The 17,061-nt window shown below is 58.6% G+C and carries 17 protein-coding genes; 1 reads left to right on the forward strand and 16 read right to left on the reverse strand.

From position 1 onward, the window contains the following. Positions 1-107: 107 nt before the first annotated feature. From alr to glmS, 5 genes are all read right to left on the reverse strand, one after another. Positions 108-1,223, reverse strand: coding sequence for an alanine racemase (gene alr, locus M1617_02410; GenBank protein ID MCL5887142.1), 1,116 nt, complete (start codon positions 1,221-1,223; stop codon positions 108-110). Between the two features lie 7 nt (positions 1,224-1,230). Then, the gene (locus M1617_02415) at positions 1,231-1,692 is read right to left on the reverse strand and encodes a CBS domain-containing protein (protein MCL5887143.1); all 462 of its coding nucleotides are present in this window, start codon (positions 1,690-1,692) and stop codon (positions 1,231-1,233) included. Between the two features lie 64 nt (positions 1,693-1,756). Then, a complete protein-coding gene (locus tag M1617_02420) occupies positions 1,757-3,289 on the reverse strand; it encodes an NAD(P)H-hydrate dehydratase (protein ID MCL5887144.1) in 1,533 nt (510 codons plus the stop codon). 27 nt (positions 3,290-3,316) lie between these two features. Then, the gene (acpS, locus tag M1617_02425; protein MCL5887145.1) at positions 3,317-3,901 is read right to left on the reverse strand and encodes a holo-ACP synthase; all 585 of its coding nucleotides are present in this window, start codon (positions 3,899-3,901) and stop codon (positions 3,317-3,319) included. Between the two features lie 2 nt (positions 3,902-3,903). Beyond that, positions 3,904-5,727 carry a glutamine--fructose-6-phosphate transaminase (isomerizing) gene (gene glmS / locus M1617_02430; protein ID MCL5887146.1) on the reverse strand — a complete coding sequence of 608 codons (1,824 nt, stop codon included), beginning with the start codon at positions 5,725-5,727 and terminating at the stop codon, positions 3,904-3,906. 509 nt (positions 5,728-6,236) lie between these two features. Between glmS and M1617_02435 the strand changes: the two genes are divergently transcribed. Then, positions 6,237-6,440 carry a cold shock domain-containing protein gene (locus M1617_02435; protein MCL5887147.1) on the forward strand — a complete coding sequence of 68 codons (204 nt, stop codon included), beginning with the start codon at positions 6,237-6,239 and terminating at the stop codon, positions 6,438-6,440. 75 nt (positions 6,441-6,515) lie between these two features. On the opposite strand, the gene glmM is transcribed toward M1617_02435, so the two are convergent. The 11 genes from glmM to M1617_02490 all read right to left on the reverse strand — a co-directional run bounded on the left by glmM (position 6,516) and on the right by M1617_02490 (position 17,002). After that, entirely contained in the window at positions 6,516-7,850 is a 1,335-nt protein-coding gene (glmM, locus tag M1617_02440; GenBank protein MCL5887148.1) for a phosphoglucosamine mutase, read from the reverse strand. A gap of 87 nt (positions 7,851-7,937) precedes the next feature. Further along, complete coding sequence (rpsI, locus tag M1617_02445; protein ID MCL5887149.1) at positions 7,938-8,336, reverse strand: 30S ribosomal protein S9; 399 nt, start codon at positions 8,334-8,336, stop codon at positions 7,938-7,940. Next, positions 8,329-8,775, reverse strand: a complete 447-nt coding sequence (gene rplM, locus M1617_02450; protein ID MCL5887150.1) for a 50S ribosomal protein L13 — start codon at positions 8,773-8,775, stop codon at positions 8,329-8,331. Before rplM ends, rpsI begins: the two co-directional genes overlap by 8 nt. Before the next feature lie 134 nt (positions 8,776-8,909). Further along, positions 8,910-10,892 (reverse strand): ammonia-forming cytochrome c nitrite reductase subunit c552, encoded by a 1,983-nt coding sequence (locus M1617_02455; GenBank protein MCL5887151.1) that lies wholly within the window; start codon positions 10,890-10,892, stop codon positions 8,910-8,912. A gap of 20 nt (positions 10,893-10,912) precedes the next feature. Continuing rightward, positions 10,913-12,103 carry a polysulfide reductase NrfD gene (gene nrfD, locus M1617_02460; GenBank protein MCL5887152.1) on the reverse strand — a complete coding sequence of 397 codons (1,191 nt, stop codon included), beginning with the start codon at positions 12,101-12,103 and terminating at the stop codon, positions 10,913-10,915. Positions 12,104-12,109: 6 nt separating this feature from the next. Then, positions 12,110-12,916, reverse strand: a complete 807-nt coding sequence (locus M1617_02465) for a 4Fe-4S dicluster domain-containing protein (GenBank protein MCL5887153.1) — start codon at positions 12,914-12,916, stop codon at positions 12,110-12,112. A gap of 2 nt (positions 12,917-12,918) precedes the next feature. Next, on the reverse strand, positions 12,919-13,542 hold the full coding sequence (locus tag M1617_02470; GenBank protein ID MCL5887154.1) for a NapC/NirT family cytochrome c: 624 nt from the start codon (positions 13,540-13,542) through the stop codon (positions 12,919-12,921). A 163-nt stretch (positions 13,543-13,705) separates the two neighbouring features. Next, complete coding sequence (gene truA, locus M1617_02475) at positions 13,706-14,491, reverse strand: tRNA pseudouridine(38-40) synthase TruA (GenBank protein MCL5887155.1); 786 nt, start codon at positions 14,489-14,491, stop codon at positions 13,706-13,708. 14 nt (positions 14,492-14,505) lie between these two features. Further along, a complete protein-coding gene (locus M1617_02480) occupies positions 14,506-15,303 on the reverse strand; it encodes an energy-coupling factor transporter transmembrane protein EcfT (GenBank protein MCL5887156.1) in 798 nt (265 codons plus the stop codon). Further along, positions 15,300-16,157, reverse strand: a complete 858-nt coding sequence (locus M1617_02485) for an ATP-binding cassette domain-containing protein (protein MCL5887157.1) — start codon at positions 16,155-16,157, stop codon at positions 15,300-15,302. Before M1617_02485 ends, M1617_02480 begins: the two co-directional genes overlap by 4 nt. Beyond that, on the reverse strand, positions 16,154-17,002 hold the full coding sequence (locus M1617_02490; protein MCL5887158.1) for an energy-coupling factor transporter ATPase: 849 nt from the start codon (positions 17,000-17,002) through the stop codon (positions 16,154-16,156). The genes M1617_02485 and M1617_02490 overlap by 4 nt, the downstream gene beginning before the upstream one ends. Positions 17,003-17,061 lie beyond the last annotated feature (59 nt).

Below are 17,061 nucleotides of genomic sequence, written 5' to 3' on the forward strand. Positions count from 1 at the left end.
GCATCAAGCATCCATACTCTGACCGCTTCAGAGGTATTGTTCGACGCAGGGAATCGGGTTCCTACCAGAATTTTCCAAGAACCGCCCCCGCGACCCGAGAAGTCGTGTTACGCGGTGCGCCGAGGCAGCCGCATCCCGAAAGCGCAGGCCAGCTCGTAGTTGATGGTCCCCGCAGCTTGAGCCAACTCATCGATCTCGATTCGCTCGGCGCCCTGACTTCCGACAAGTACCGCTTCGTCGCCGACTTTCGCGCTGTTTCCCCTGGGCAGGACGACCATGAGTTGGTCCATGCACACTCGCCCGACCTGCTGACATCGCTTTCCGCCGATCAGCACCTCCATGGTGTTGGAGGCTGCCCGGTGCACTCCATCGGCATACCCCAAAGGTAGCGTCACCAGATCGGATGGCTCGGCTGCGCGCCAAGTCAGGCCATAGCTGACCCCGTCCCCGATGTTGATGCGCTTCTTCAGCGTGATCCGCGCCTTGACCGACATGGCCGGAGTGAGGTTGACGACCTCCCTGGTGGCCTCGCAAGGATGCAACCCGTACATCGCAAGCCCGCATCGGACCATCGAAAGATGGGTCCTCGGGCTCAAGATGGCAGCGGGGCTGTTCGCTGCATGAACGATCCCAGGGTCCACTCCTTCGCTGCGGATGCCAGCGACAGCCTCTTCGAATCTATCGACCTGCAGCCCGAAATCCCAGTCCCCGGGCACGTCGGCGGTGGCGAAGTGCGTAAACACGCCCTCGATACTCAAGCCAGGCAGGTCCGCCATCTCCCGAGCGAACAGCGGGGCCTCATCGTGTCTGATGCCAATGCGATTCATCCCTGTATCGACCTTCAGGTGACACAGTGCCTCGACCCCCCTGGCACCCGCAATCCTCGCCAGACTCGAGGCGAACTCGAAAGTCGTGACTGCGGGGATGATCGCGTGCTCGAGTAGCTCATGGATCGCAGATATCGGCGGCTGGCCCAGCAACTGGATGGGCGCACGGACGCCGCCTGCCCTGAGGGCGATGGCCTCCTCGGCAGTGGCCACGCCTATGCGGTTGGCGCCTGCCGAAAGGGCGGTCCTCGCTACCGCCTCGGCTCCGTGTCCGTACGCGTCGGCTTTCACGACCGCCATGAACCCGACGCCGGGCGCCAGCAGGGCTCTAAGTGCCCTGACGTTCCGAGAGATCGCCGAAAGGTCGACCTCTACCCAGGCGTCGCGCAGATGCATCGGAGGGTCACTCCTGGTCCAGCAGCGACCGAACAATGTCGGACTTGCTGACGACACCGATGAGTGTCTCGCCGTCCATGACCGGCAGTCGACTCACGTCCTTTTCGACCAGCAGGGTGGCAGCGTCCTCAAGCGTGGCGCTGGCCTGCACTGTGACGGGATCCGCCGTCATCACGGTGCGCACGTCGGCAGCGACCGCCTTCTTGAGCTCGCTTTCGAAGCGCGCCGTTGCCCCGGGGTACATGATGAACCCGTCGAGCAGGTGCAAGTAGGTGGGGAACTCGAGTTTGACGTCTTGCATGATCAAGTCGCCCTCGGTCACTATGCCGACCAGCTTACCGTTCTCGATCACCGGCAGCGAGCCGATCTTATTATCCACCATCAGCCTGGCCGCCTCGGTCACCGAGGACTCCGGTCCGACCGTCATAGGATCCGCCGACATGACATCCTTCACTGTGCGTTCTGACATCCGTCACTTCCTTTCGCCACCAATCCCTCATCCCATTCTATGTCAGCGCGCCTTCATCTGCCCCTTATTCGCCGAGAAGATACCGGAAAGCTTCCGGTAAGAAGTCGGGGATATCCTCGGCGATGACGCACCTGTTGGTCATCGCAGCAGCAGCACGCTCGGCAGCGAAGCCGTGTACGAAGGCCCCCAGGGCGGCGGCATTCATCGGCGACAGGCCCTGTGCTAGGAAGGTCCCGATGATGCCCGCGAGGACATCACCCGTGCCCGCTGTGGCCAGCTCGACGCCTCCTGGGAGGTTGAGCGCCAGCCTGCCCTCGCCGGCGATCAGGGTTCTCGCGCCCTTGAACGCGCAGCATAAGTGCGGTCCCGCAAGCCGCGTCGCGTAACGCACTCGGTCCGACTGCACCTCCTCGGACGTGACGCCGACAAGGCGCGCAAGCTCGCCGGCGTGCGGGGTGATGATCGTGGGAGCCTGTCGGTTCAAAAACAGGTGGAGCTGCCCAACTATGGCGTTGATGCCGTCGGCGTCGAGGACCACCGGTGCATCCAGGGTCTCGATCAGCTGCCGGACCAACGCCTCGGCCCCTGGCTCACGGGTCATCCCCGGGCCCATCACCACGGCGTCGAAGTCGAGAGCCATGCCCGCGATCGCAATCGACGCACCTGCCGAGAAAACCTGTGGAGCTTCCTCCTCGGCAGGCATGACGACCACCGAGGGCAGACGGCCCTGGGCGATGGGAGCGATCGAACGCGGGACGACCAGCGAGACGTAGCCGGCACCGCTTCTTTGGGCTCCCATCGCCGTGAGTATCGCCGCGCCCGCATAAGCGCCCGAACCGGCGACGATCAGGACCCGGCCGCGGCTCTTCTTGTGAGTGGTCGGCCCAAACTTTGGCAGCAGGGTGCGGTACTCCTCCCGATCCCACAGCTCGAGTCCGCCGAGCGAGCGACTCTCAAGTCCCGACACGCCGATGTCGCGAACCGCCACCTCCCCGCTCAAGTCGGCGCCGGGATAGAGCATCGATCCGACCTTCGGCGCGATCAGAGCGACAGTGACCGCAGCGTTAACCGCCGGAGTGCTCACCTGTCCGGTGTCGGCGTCGAGACCCGATACGATGTCGACCGAGATCACGAGGGCGTCATGGCTGTTGATCGCCACGATCCACGAGTCATAGGGGGGCGCGACAGGTCGAGTGCGGAACCCAATACCGAAGATCGCATCGATGACCACTGTACGGCCGTCGAGGATGCCTTCTGGGAGTCTATCGGGGGCGACTATCCATGGCACTCCGCTTTCGACCGCTGCAAGTGCCGCATCCCCAGCGATCCCTCCGACGCGGCCGGGCTCGCTCGCCGTGACGACCACGACCTCCCGTCCTGCTTCGTGGAGAAGCCGGGATGCGACCCAACCATCCCCGCCGTTGTTGCCCGCACCGCAGAACACCACAACCGACCCTGCTGCTGCCCGAGCCAGAACCTCGGCGACCACTGCCTGGCCCGCCCGTTCCATCAGCTCGGCGAGTCCGATTCCCAGCGACTCAACCGCCAACTGCTCAGCGGCTATGACTCCCTGGCGTGTCAGCGCGAGACGCAACAACCGTCCTCTCCACTATGGAGTCGCGACCTAACGTTCAGGCCCAGACTCCTCCAGCGCTCCCTCTACCGTTGTTTCTTCCCCTTCGCCACCCTGCTGCAACTCATCGAGCAGACTTCTGGCATCCTTGAAGGAGGCAGCGAATCGAGCTTCGGCGCTCTCGGGCTCGGCCGGAGGCCTGGGGCGGTTCGCAGCCGTGATCGCAACTGCCGAGGCAACCGCAGTCTGGTGCGTGAACGACAGCGATAGGTGAAGCTCCACCACTCCGGCCTGCTCGGCCACTTCGGCAGCTCTGCCGTGCAGGACTGGCCGAGGGCGCCCGCCGCCGTCCCTGAGGACCTCGACGTCAACGAAGCGCATGCCGGAAAACCCGGTACCGATCGCCTTGAGGACTGCCTCCTTGGCGGCGAATCGCATCGCGTAGTGCACCTCCGGGCGGTTGCGCTTCTCACAATAGTCGCGCTCCTGCTGAGAGAATATGCGGGTCTTCATCTTAGGGTGACGCTGGAGCGCGAGCCGCATGCGCTCGATCTCCACAATGTCGACGCCCAGGCCACGGATCACCGAATCGCTGCGGGCTATCGCCTCGCTGCAAACTTGAGGGCTGTCATCCATCGTCACTCGACCGTGACGGACTTGGCGAGGTTACGGGGCTGATCGACATCGCACCCACGCAGCTTGGCGATTCTGTACGACAGCAGCTGCAAAGGAATCGTCGCCGGAATCGCCGAAAGAGCCTCAGACGTCGCCGGAACCTTTAGAACATGCTCAGCATGGTGCGCAATCTGGTTGTCCCCATGGGTCGCAACCACGATGACGTCGGCGCCTCTGGCCCTGACCTCCTCGATGTTGCTGACGACCTTCTCGTAAGTCTCGCTCTGGGTAGCCACCACGACCACCGGTAGCTCTTTGCAGATCAGCGCGATCGGGCCGTGCTTCATCTCGCCGGCAGCATACGCTTCGGCATGTATGTAGCTGATCTCCTTGAGCTTGAGCGCACCCTCCATGGCCACTGCGACACCGACTCCCCTTCCCAGGAACAGCGCTGAGTTGACGTCGGTGTAGGACGCCGCGCACTCTTCGACTTCGTCGGCATCGGCTAAGATCGCCTCGACGATCTCCGGCATGTTGGAGAGCTCTGCCCACAGAGACTCTACGCGCTCCTGGGGCAAAGAGCCTTTGACCTGCGCGAGCTTTAGGGCCAGGACTGTCAGTGCTGCAATCTGAGCCGTGAACGTCTTTGTCGCTGCGACTCCGATCTCGGGACCGGCGTGGGTGTAGAGGATTCCGTCGGCTTCGCGCGTGATCCGTGAGCCCACGACGTTTGTGATGGCGATGACCTTCGCGCCCCTTTCGCGAGCCTCGCGCACTCCCGCCAGTGTATCCGCGGTCTCGCCGGACTGGGTGATCGCCACGACGAGTGTCTGATCATCCACGATTGGGTCGCCATATCGGAACTCGCTGGAGACCTGCACTTCGACGGAGATGCGCGCCCACTTCTCAATGAGCGATTTTGCTACCATCCCGGCGTGATAGCTGGTGCCGCAAGCAAGGATGACTATTCTGTCGATAGCGACGATCTGCTCGACGGTCATGTTCAGCTCCGAGAGCTGGATCTGGCCATCGCGCATGCGCCCACTGAGTGTCGCGCGTATCGCTTTCGGTTGCTCGTATATCTCCTTGAGCATGAAATCCTCGAAGCCGCCCTTCTCGGCAGCCTCCAGATCCCACTCCACATGCAGCATCTCGGGCTCGACGATCTTCCCATCAGCGTCTGTCACGACGACCGCATCCCTAGTCACCGTGGCTACCTGCCCGTCGGCTAGCGCCACAACGTCGCGAGTGTATGCGAGCAGGACGCAGATATCGCTTGCCACGATGTTCTCGTCCTCGCCCAAGCCGATGACAAGCGGCGAGTCTTTTCGGGCGGCAACGATGGTATCCGGCGAGTCTAGGTGCACGACTCCGAGAGCATATGCGCCATGCAGGCGCGCGATTGCCCTGCGGACCGCCCTAGCCAGATCGCCATCGAAGTATGCCTCAACCAGATGAGCGACGACCTCTGTGTCGGTCTCGCTTCGGATGATGTGCCCGTTCTGAGCGAGCTCCTCCCGAAGCTCGAGATAGTTCTCGATGATCCCGTTGTGCACCACAGCGATACGTCCGGTGCAATCCACGTGGGGATGAGCGTTCTCCTCGCTGGGCTTTCCGTGAGTCGCCCATCGCGTGTGCCCAATGCCGATGTGCCCTCCCACCGGCCTCTCATCGAGTGCGTCCTTCAAGTTGACAAGCTTGCCGACCCTTCGGACGACATCGATCGAACCGTTTTCCATCACGGCGACTCCCGCCGAGTCATACCCGCGATACTCCAGTCGAGCCAACCCGCCGAGAAGGACCTCCGTGGCCGACTTCGTCCCTGTATAGCCTACGATTCCGCACATGATATGTATTTCACCTTTCAGTTGAACGATCAGCTACTTGACGCGAAGCAGTGATCAAGTGATTCGACAAACAGGGCGGCACGAACCAGGCCGCCGTGCTGCTCATGATTTCCGGATCGCCCACGCATTGTCTCTGCGGTCACCCGCAGCCTTTGTCGGTGACGTATCGACCCCGGTAGGCCGGAGAGCCATCCGCCGATTGATCGATAAGCTCTCTCCTCGTCGACTGGGAAAGCCAGTCCAGGCGCTTCGTTCTATCCAAGTCCTACCGCATAGGCACTCCCTTCAGTGACGAGAATTGTGCAATGTATACGAGCCTTTGCATTATAGCAACGTCGCGCCTATCTAGCACGCTAGCGATAGTACTCGCACAATGATATGGACCTGTGCTATTATTCTGTGCTGTTGGGTCATGAAGGCCCAAGAGGATCGCGACGTGGATGACCGCCAATTCGCGGAACCAGCGCGTCGCTTTGTTTTTGCCCCGCGGGGCGGAAGGATGGATCAGCATGGCAGATGGTACGGTTAAGTGGTTTAACGCAGAAAAGGGTTACGGTTTCATCGAGCGCGAGGGTGGAGACGACCTTTTCGTGCACTTCTCAGAGATCCAGGTCGAGGGATTCAAGACCCTCGAGGAGGGTCAGGCTGTATCTTTCGAGGAGGCCACAGGCCGAAACGGTAAGCCGCAGGCCACAAAGGTATACCCCCGTTAGACCGGAGTCTCAGGTCTAAGCAGGATCACCTACAATCGAGAGGCGCTCCGGTTACCCGAAGCGCCTCTCGACCGTTTAACCCAACTCCCGTTCGACGACCCTCGCGATGCTCGCGGCTGATCGACCAGCCAGATCCTCGTCCTGGGCCTCCACCATTATCCGTACCAGCGGCTCGGTCCCAGAGGCTCTCACAAGCACGCGTCCGTTGCCATCCAATACCGACTCGACGCTGCAGACAGCCTCGTTGATCGCTTCATTTCCCGCCAATGAGCCTGTGTCACGAACGCGAACGTTTGTAAGCACTTGAGGGTACCGCTCCATAACCTTAGTGAGCTCCGAGAGCGGAAGTGTGCGCTCCTTCATCACTGATGCTAGCTGAAGGGCCGCAACCAGTCCATCGCCGGTGGAATTGTGCTCAAGAAAGATGATGTGGCCCGACTGTTCGCCACCGAGATTCGCTCCACTGGCTCGCATTTCCTCGAGGACGTAGCGATCGCCCACCTTGGCCTGGAGAACTCGTACCCCCTGGTTCTGCATGGCGACCTGGAAGCCGAGATTACTCATCACCGTTGCCACAACCGTGGCCTCGGGAAGAGCACCTTTCGAATGCAAGTGGGTTGCGCAAACCGCAAGCAGCGTATCGCCGTCCACTACATTGCCGCGTTCGTCCATGGCGATGACGCGATCCGCATCGCCATCGTGCGCTATCCCGATATCCACCTTGTGCGTCAGTATCAACTCCCGCAGCATGGTCAAATCAGTCGATCCGCAGCCCACATTGATCTGTGCTCCGTCGAAATCACAATTAACTGCGATTACCTTGGCTCCCAGCTCTTTCAAGGCGCGAGGAGTCGTGATCGATGCGGCCCCATGCCCGCAATCGACAGCGACCGTCAGTCCCTCAAGGTCGACATCGATCGTGTCCATCACGTGAGACACATACCGCGACGTGGCATCATCCACATGTCGAACGCGACCGATCCCGTCGCCGAGAGGACGCTTCCCATTCCCTCCTTCGGCGACGAAGTCCTCGATCCGCTTCTCCATCCCGTCGGAAAGCTTGAATCCGTCCGGGCCGAAGAACTTGATGCCGTTATACTCGGGTGGGTTGTGCGAAGCGCTGATAACGATACCGCCCGAGGCTCCGCACATACGCGTGAAATACGCTACCGCCGGGGTCGGCACGATGCCGCAGAGCAGAACATCCGCACCTGCCGATGTGATACCGGCGACCATCGCAGCCTCCAGCATATCCCCGCTCGTGCGCGTGTCCTTGCCTATCACGATTTTCGACGAACCTTCCTCGCCGAAGAAGTAGCCTGCCGCCTCGCCTAGCCGAAACGCGATCTCTGGAGTGAGCGCCTCGTTCGCTATCCCTCGTACCCCATCGGTCCCAAACAGTCGGGCCATATCCTTAGCACCTTTCTCTTGCCGATTACGCACAGGACCCGCCAGCATGGGCGGGTCCTGAAACATTCTGAGAATCCTCTGTTCGCCCTAGCGCTTGGAGAACTGAGGACGCTTGCGAGCCTTCTTGAGGCCGTACTTCTTGCGCTCGACCATACGCGGATCCCTTCGCAGGTAACCCGCCTTCTTCAATTCGCCACGATAATCATCGCCGGCTTCCAACAGTGCGCGGGCGATTCCATGCCGAAGAGCTCCGGCCTGGCCGCTGATGCCACCGCCGTGGATCCTCGCGATGACGTCGAACCTGTCGGTGGTCTCGGTTGCCTTAAAAGGGGTCTGGACGAAGGCCACAAGAGCCTCTCTCCCAAAGTAATCAAGTGCATCCCTGCCGTTGACGGTGATTTTCCCCGTCCCTGGGACCAAACGCACCCGTGCTACAGAGGTCTTCCGCCTACCGGTACCCCAATATACAGCCTGATTCTCAGCCATCGACGTGGTCCTCCAGGTTTATCGATCGCGGCCCCTGTGCAACATGAGGATGCTCTGGGCCTGCGTATACTTTGAGCTTCTTCATCATGGCTCTGCCAAGAGTGTTCTTGGGCAGCATGCCCTTGACCGCGCGTGTGATGACGCGATCTGGATGGCGCTCCAGCATTCGGGAGATCGGAGTCTCTTTGAGACCGCCATTGTACCCACTGTGCCGATAGGCCATCTTGGTAGCCATCTTATTACCGGTCAATCGGATCTTCTCAGCGTTGATGACGACAACGAAGTCACCGGTATCGACGTGAGGTGTGTACTGAGGCTTGTTCTTGCCCTTCAGGATTTGAGCCACCCTGCTAGCAAGACGACCCAGCACCATGTCGTTCGCGTCAACGAGCAGCCATTCGCGCTCGACTTCGCCTGGTTTCGCATGGTAGGTCTTCACTTATCCTCCAACTTCAAAAATGATCTAGTACTGTTCGAATGAGTTTTCACGGGGCACAAACGAACCCTTAGACTATAGCCATCGGGCACCGTTGAGTCAATAACAGTTAAGCACGGCGAGGCAGTGCGGTTTGGTTATTGTGACGCCCTTGCCTTCTTGGCGTAATCGGCTGCCGCTTGTGCCTGAACAATGGCCCTGTTCATCGAGACTAGAAAGCCGCTGGGGTTGTGGAACCCCTTACTGTTCTCCGAAACCGCCAGATTCTCCCAGAGCACATGTGCTGTCTGGTAATTGCTTACCGCTTCTCTTAGATAGGAATTGTCGTCAGGAACGCCAGCGTTCTTGGCCGTCCATATCTCCCTCAAGGCGATCACCAGGGCATCTTGTGCCCAGAGTCCAAGGGTGTAGGATTCATCCTGGATGCGATGAACCGCATTGATCATCCGTGTCGGCTCCCCCGCCTCAAGATGACAAGTTCCGCAGGGCTCGATAACCCCATTCGGCAACGAGATCTGCGCCTGCTCCGCAAACCTTTCGGCTGGCCCGGGGGTCATATATTTTATCGGGGAGGCCATCCAGTGCGATGTGAACGTACGCCTCCGAGGTCCTGTGAGCTGGTCGTCGGGTACTTCGGCGGGGTTAAGTTTCACCCTAGGCATGTGACAGGCATTGCAGCTGGTAGCGTTGGCGTAGTGACGGCTCTGCCAGTAGAACTCAACCTCAGGATGTTGGCTCTTTATCAATCTCTCACCGATGGGATATAGCGCCCCCTCAGGGAAGTATCCAGGCTTTGCCCGATCGTCGCTTTGCCAAGGCTGCGGCCCAATGCCGTGACGGAAGTCTTGAGCATAGTTGAATCTGGCTCTGAAGTCCGCCTCGAGGTCGAACTCCTTGCGCCAAGGAAAGTAGTCTCGGATAGTTGTGTCAATGGGACTGAACCCACACACATACTCCACGTGGCACTGAGCGCAAAGCAAGATGTTGCGATCGTAGACGCTCAATGCAGGATCGTCCATGCTTCGTATTTCGGCTTTAGCCGGATCGTATGGATTGACTCCACGTTCGGATACCGCGCTAATGAGAGCCTGCCGAATGATCCTGAACTGAGTGTCGTGAGGATTATGGCACTGATTGCATGTGATCCCACCAGGAATGGTGGGCGAACCTTCTGGTAGTTCGTCGACAACCAAGGCGTAAGTAGCCGCCCAAAGCATTTTTCTAGCCTCAGGAGACTGTCTTCCGTTGTTTTCGGCGGCAACGCCTGTCGCGTTATACGACGCGTACTGAACGCCATCCGGCAGAGTAACGCGCACCTTTACTTCGTAGTTCGGCAGACCGGTCTCGGGGTGTGGCGTTTCTTGGTCAGTGGATAGGTAAACCTCGGTGCCTGCCGGAATGGTGATGACCTGGCCGGGTGCAAAGTGTCCGGACTGGACCTTGACCTCGTTTTGAACAGTTCTTGTTATACCGCTGTTCCAGTAGTAGACAACCTCGGTCGCTTTACACTGGAGGCAATTCTCGAACTTGCCTCGGCTGATGTTGTAGTGATCCAGAAGTGCGACACTGTGACTCCTGTCTTCATTGTACTCAGTGACAAACCCATGACCGTGCAACAGCGTGTTGTAATACTCCCAATCCATGGTCTTGGCCCGCAAGGCGCCGACATCGCCAATAGCCTCGTCAACGGGCTGGGCCCCTGGTGCCAGGGGCTCCTGTGGGCCCGGGGATCCCCCGTACCTTGTCCGGAAGGAATCGCCGTAGCTAAAGGTCGTGTATTGATCCACGTGACATTGACCACACTGTTCCCGAGCGAACACCACAGCAACCCTAGCTTCCGGGTTCTCAGGGTCTGCCGCGTGGTCTAGGGCTCCTGCATGGCAAACCTGGCAGGAAAGAGTCGCATCTGGATCGAAATCAGGGATCAGCCGCTCTCCCCAGTACTGAATGTCAACATGTGGGCCTGCCAGCACGGCGTCGACCTGCTCGCCATGGCAGCCACTACCGCCGCATGCGACTCGTTCTGGGGCCTGTTCGCCCACACCCGTCAACGCAAATACTAGCAGTGCCGCTGCCCCCGCCAAGAGCACTAGGATCACCGCAACCAGTTTGCCTTTCACGTTGATCGCCCTCTCTCTGCCTATACTTCCGGGGCCCTAATGTTCAGTAGCTTCACTCCAATGGTGATGATCAACGCTCCGACAGCCCAAAGGCCCACGCCCACCAAAACCTCTTGAAAGGTGGGGGCGTAGGATGTCAACTCTCCCATCGCGGACACCCCTAAGCCTTTGACGAGCAAGATGAATCTCTTTATGAACACACCTATCACCAGAAGCAGCGAGGCGAGAGCGATCACTGGTATCGACTTACGGATCTTAGGGATAACCAGAAGGACGAAGGGCAGCAAGCCGAACAAAAACACTTGCGATAGAAATAGCGGTGCGTACTTTCCTGTCAGCAGCAAGCTATACATTTCCACGTAGGAGGGCTTGCCCGCACCTGGCCAAAGAGCAGTCATCATTTCAGCAAGCAGGAAGAAAAGGTCAACGAGTACCACAACAGCCAGCAGCTTTCCCATTTTGAAGAATATCTCGTCCTTGAATCTCGTGCCGGTGAACTTCGACACGAGCAGACTGATGAGAATAAGTAATGCGAGGCCAGAAACAACAGCCGATGAAACAAACAGAGGCGCCATCAGTGCTGTGTTCCAGAGCTCCTCGCCCCTGACAAAGCCGAGCACCCAGGCTGTGATTGAGTGCATCGAGATCGCGGCTGTCAGAGAAACGATGGCCATCCCCAGAAGAAACCTGGGAGAACCCTTCCCCGTGTGAGACAGCCACAGAGCAATAGCGCAAATTGCTAGATAGGAGTTCAAGATAATGAAGTCAAAAACGAAGATGGAGCTGAAGTTCGGACTCAAGAGAAACCAAAAAACCCTCTCGGGACGACCCAAATCAATCAGTACGAAGAGCGCTGCCAACAGCGTGCACACCAAGGCTTGAAGAACTGCCAGTTTGGATAACGGCTTGAACTCCCGGGCGTCAAAGATATACACGCTCGCATAAACCACGAGTCCACCGGCGGCTAATCCTACAAAGAACATGAAGTTCTGGATATAGAACCCCCATGGAAACCCGTCTCTCAAGCCGGTGACGACAAGGCCTCGGGCGAGTGGTGTTTGGAAATAATAGGCATAGACCCCGAGGCCTATCAGCAGCACAAGAGTCGTCACCCAACCATAAAACACAAAGGTAGGACCGTTTTTCTTAGGGGCCATACTTCCTCCCGAGGCATCTTTCGTCTCTAGATACTCCGCGTTGTCATTTTGCATCTAGGCTCACCCTAAATAGTAGAAGCGAGGATCGGCACCTTGCTCTTCCTTCAAGCGGAAAGCTCGTCTGGTGATAATCAACTTGGATACAGCACTCTCCGGATCGTTCATGTCGCCGAAGAATCGTGCAGCCGTTGGGCAGGCCTCCACACAAGCTGGAGTCCGCCCAATCCTGACGCGGTGAATGCAGAATGTGCACTTCTCGGCAACGCCCACGGGGCGCTTCGGAACTTCTAGATTGAGTTCGCCTTCGGGTACTTCCGGCTTTTTCCAGTTGAATCGGCGGGCGCCGTAAGGGCAAGCGACCACGCAGTATCTACATCCTATGCACTTGTCATAGTCGATAACCGTGATGCCGTCGGGATCCTTCCATGTAGCCGTCACAGGACATACTTTGACGCACGGCGGGCTTTCGCACTGCATGCAGGCAACCGGCAGATACCACCGATCGGGTAGCGGCGCCTTCGTGTAGAGAGAGTCAGTGTTCTTGAGACTGATCGTACCCCTCTTGAGACTTTGGACCCTGATCCACTCCATATTTGATGACCTGGGGATGTTGTTGGTCTTGACGCACGCATAGACACACCTTCGGCAACCAACACAAGCCTTAGTGTTCAATGCCATCGCGAACCTAACGTCGGTCTTGAGCGGAGGAGGAGCGTAGCTGACGCTTGGTCCCTGCGCCAAGTTGCTCTTGGACTCCACAGAGGCCAAAACCCTCATGCCTCCCACATAGCCACCCAAAGTAAAGGCGCCAGCCACCATTCCCGTCTTGATCAAAAAGTCGCGTCGATCGATCGATTCGTCTTTCATGACTACCGCCGCCCTTTGTTCGATTTGGCTGACATTCCCACCACTATGGAAATGCCTACTAGTCCGCCACTTAGCAGAAAGACAAGGATTGCCACAATCTCCAACTCAGGCAAGGAGGGCGAAGGCGGATCATCCGCTGGGGGAGGCAACGGCGTGAAGGGCTCTGCATAAGGGCCCACTCTGAAGGAAATAGGCTCGTCGAGAAATGGAGGCAAGGGGGCGACCTTGAACCGTCCGGGCCTGTGAGGGCTGTGGCAGGTGATGCAGCTAGCCCTCCCCGGCTTTCCATGAGTTCCTGCCTGCCACTCGTTGTACTTGTTCGAATGACACCGGTAACAAAGCCGAGGAACGTTCTCTTCGATAAAGGGAACCTGAGAGCCATCGATCAGGATGAAGTAGCTGGCCTCTCCTACGACCATATCGTGACATACCTGGCAGGCATCTCGCGTTGGGCTGCCTAGCTTCTCATGACTGTCCAGCTCAATATAATCATGCTGTGAGGCTTGCGCTGCGCCCGCAAAAACGAACAGTGACAGGATGATTGCTGTGCAGACCGTCGTCAAAAGAGAAAGCCTGCGATGAGGGGCTACATCCCCCACGGAATCGCACACGCCCCTAGGACTCATAGCCATCTTCCTTTCGCCGACGCATCCTTTGCGTACATCGTGCCTGTAGGGCGACTTCGGCTCGTACTTGCGGAATCCTTCCGGTTTGGTACTTTTTCTGACTATACCCGAGCGGACAGCGAAATATGTGTATTTCGTAGAGATAGTATGTAGGAAATTCAGTCTACACTTGATCGACCCAGCAGCTCTCTGGATAGGTGACGTTCCACAATGTGAGCCCATGGGATGGAGCAGTCGGGCCCGCAGCCCGCCGAATCTTCGCGGACAGTGCATCGGCGAGCCAGCTAGGTTCACGCTTGCCAATCCCCACCTCAACAAGACTGCCTACCACGACGCGGACCATTGAATGGAGGAATGCATCGCCGATCACGCGGACAGTCACACACTCCTCGCCCAACAAGGTGTGTCGGTCCACATCCACGACCTCCAAAGCCCGAACGGTACTTTTACCCTCGGCGGAGCGCGCCACACAAAACGATGCGAAATCATGCTCGCCGATCAGAATGACTCCGCCTTCCTGCATCGCCTCCAAGTCGAGAGGCTTTCTGACCCACCAAGCGTACCGGGACATGAACACCGGTGGTGTCGCACCAGTTGCTAAGCGGTAGCGATACTCTCGGCTGGAGGCATCGAACCTCGCCGAGAAGTCTGGAGCGGTACGCCGGGCCCCCTTAATGGCGATCCCTTTACTCGCGCACAGCGCATTGAGTGAGCGCACAAGGCTGTCCAGATCGGGCAACACGTCGTCGGCCTCGAAGCTCACCACCTGTGCACGCGCATGGACTCCTGTGTCGGTTCGACCTGCCCCAGTCGTACGTATCTCAGTCCGCAAGACAGTCGCCAGAGCGGATTCCAGTGTGCCCTGGACGGTCGACAGGCCCTCCTGGCGCGCGAAGCCGTGGAAGCCGGAGCCATCGTATGAGACCGTCAATGCGATGCCCTCGCCCATCTTCTCCCTCATCATCATAACGTCACGGCGATGACGGCGAATGCGAGGCATGCCCCCAGCAACACCGAGATGTCGATCTTGGTCATACTACTCTGATGTAATCTGGTTCGGCCATAGCCTCCCACGTAGCACCTGGCCTCCATGGCTATCGCTAATGCCTCGGCCCGCTTGAACAGATTGACGAAGAGCGGGATCAGAATCGGGATGTATGCCCTGGCCCGAGATATCGGCCATCGTTGATCGAACCTAGCGCCCCTGGCGATCTGGGCGACCATGATCTTCTCGGCCTCCTCGGCCATTGTCGGGATGAAGCGAAGCGCGATTGTGAGCATCATCGCGATGTCGCCCACAGGGATCCTCAGGCGTTCGAGTGGACGCATGATCCTGGTGAGTCCGTCGGTGATCTCAACAGGTGAGCTGGTCAGTGTGAGCAACGTACTTCCCAGGACAAGGATCACTATCCTCGCCGAAAAGAAGAGCCCCTGCAACAGCCCCCCCTGGTCGATGGCTAGGGGGCCGAGTCTGAGCAGGGCGACCGTGGCGGGCTCCCATCGAAGCGCGTGGGCAAGCAGCGTGAAGGAGAGCAACAACGTCACAGCTTTGAGGCCACGGGTCACAAGGTGGAGCGGAACCCTTGACAGCGCGATGACGACCAACAGCATGCTCGCAATGACGCCTAGGCCCGTGAATCCTTCGATTGTGAAGAGCGTGATGCCCATCCCGGCCATCAGCCCCATCTTGGTTCTGGGATCCAGCACATGTATCGGGGAATCGATGGGAACATACTGACCGAATGGAACTGGAGCCCTCATGCTGTCGTTCCACCTCGCCTTGCATTTCGAGCCGCTAGAAGCCGAACAGCAGCGGCGTCGGGATCCAATGAGAATTCGCCAACATCGATGCCGTTAGCCTTGGCCAACAACTGGGTCCGCAAGATCTCCGGTGGCTGAGTCCCAGCCTCGAAAAATGGCTCCGGATCCGAGATGAGCACCTCGGGGGAGCCGTAGAATACGACCCTACCCTGATTCAGGATCAGTACCTGCGAGGCTATTCCGAGGAACTCCTCTACATCATGAGTGGCGACCAATAGGCCGCATTCGTTAGAGACCTCCCGGAGGATCTGTCTCACTCTTGTCCGTCCGCTAGCATCCAGGGCCGCGGTCGGCTCATCGAGCAACAGGAATCGCGGCTTCATCGCCAGGATTCCTGCGAGAGCTACACGCCTGGCTTCCCCACCTGACATGGTAAAAGGTGATCTAGGTCCGAAGTGATCGGGCGGCAACCCCACCGACTCGAGAGCGCTACGCGCCAGCAGGTGCGCCTCCGCGCGAGAGTGACCCATGTTCATGGGTCCGAATGCGACATCTTGGATAACTGTTTCGGCGAATAGTTGGGACTCGGGGTTCTGGAAGACTAGGCCAAGCCCGGCATCTTTTTCCAGGAGCGGGGCGTCCACGGGTGCTCCATCCACCTCAATCGATCCGTCAATCGGCCTAAGAAGTCCCGCGATGACGCGAAGTAATGTCGACTTTCCCGAGCCGGTAGGCCCTACGACCAGGGTGATGTCGCCCAGGGCGAGGTTGATTGAAACGCCACTCAGAGCTTCGTACTCGAAGCTGGTTCCACGCGAATATGTAAAGGCGACGTCTTTGAGCTGCAACATCATAGCGCGCCGACGATCCTCTCGGCAGTCATTGCGGTGGCGGGAACTGGCACGCCGAGGTCTCTGAGTCTCCCGGCGAGGACCCCTATGGGCGGAACGGCTACCCCCCACGACTCAAGGAATCGCTCTTGTTGCAGGAACTCCTCCGGAGTGCCGCAGAAAACCGCTGCTCCCTTATCTAAGACGAGCACCCTATCAGAGGTAGCGATATCCTCGACATGGTGGGTGATGTGCACGATACCATGATTCAGCGTGCGTAGCTTCTCGATGATGCCGAGAACGTCTCGGCGCCCAGATGGATCTAGCATAGATGTCGGTTCGTCCAGGACCAGGAAAGCGGGCTGCAGTGCCAGAATTCCGGCAATCGCGAGTCTTTGCTTCTGGCCCCCTGACAAAAGATGCGGCTCGCGTCGCTCCAGTCCGGTCAACCCAACAGCTTCAAGGGCTGCGTCGACCCTAGCTCGTATCTCTCCCGGATCAATGCCGAGATTCTCAGGTCCGAAAGCGACATCTTCCTCCACCACCGTAGCAACGATCTGGTCATCTGGACTTTGAAGAACGATCCCAACTAGACTACGAATATGTGACGCGTTTCCGGCTTCAGTGGTGAGTATCCCGTCGACTTCGATTTGACCCGATGTGGGATGCAGGAGTCCATTCAGCAAGAGAGCAAGGGTTGACTTGCCCGAACCATTGGCACCGAGAACCGCTAATACCTCACCCCGGTGGAGGTCGATATTGAGTCCGCTAATCACATCGTGACTCGCAGCTTGGTATCGGAAATCGACTTCTTCTACACGTATCACCAGTGCCTCCACAACAACCGAGACTTCGGGTCTTGAGACCAAATATCGTCCTCCACCAAAAGGGCCCCGCAATCTATGCGAGGCCCTTCAGTGAATCGATA

It is taken from the genome of Actinomycetota bacterium (assembly GCA_023488435.1).
GTDB lineage: Bacteria > Actinomycetota > Coriobacteriia > Anaerosomatales > UBA912 > UBA912.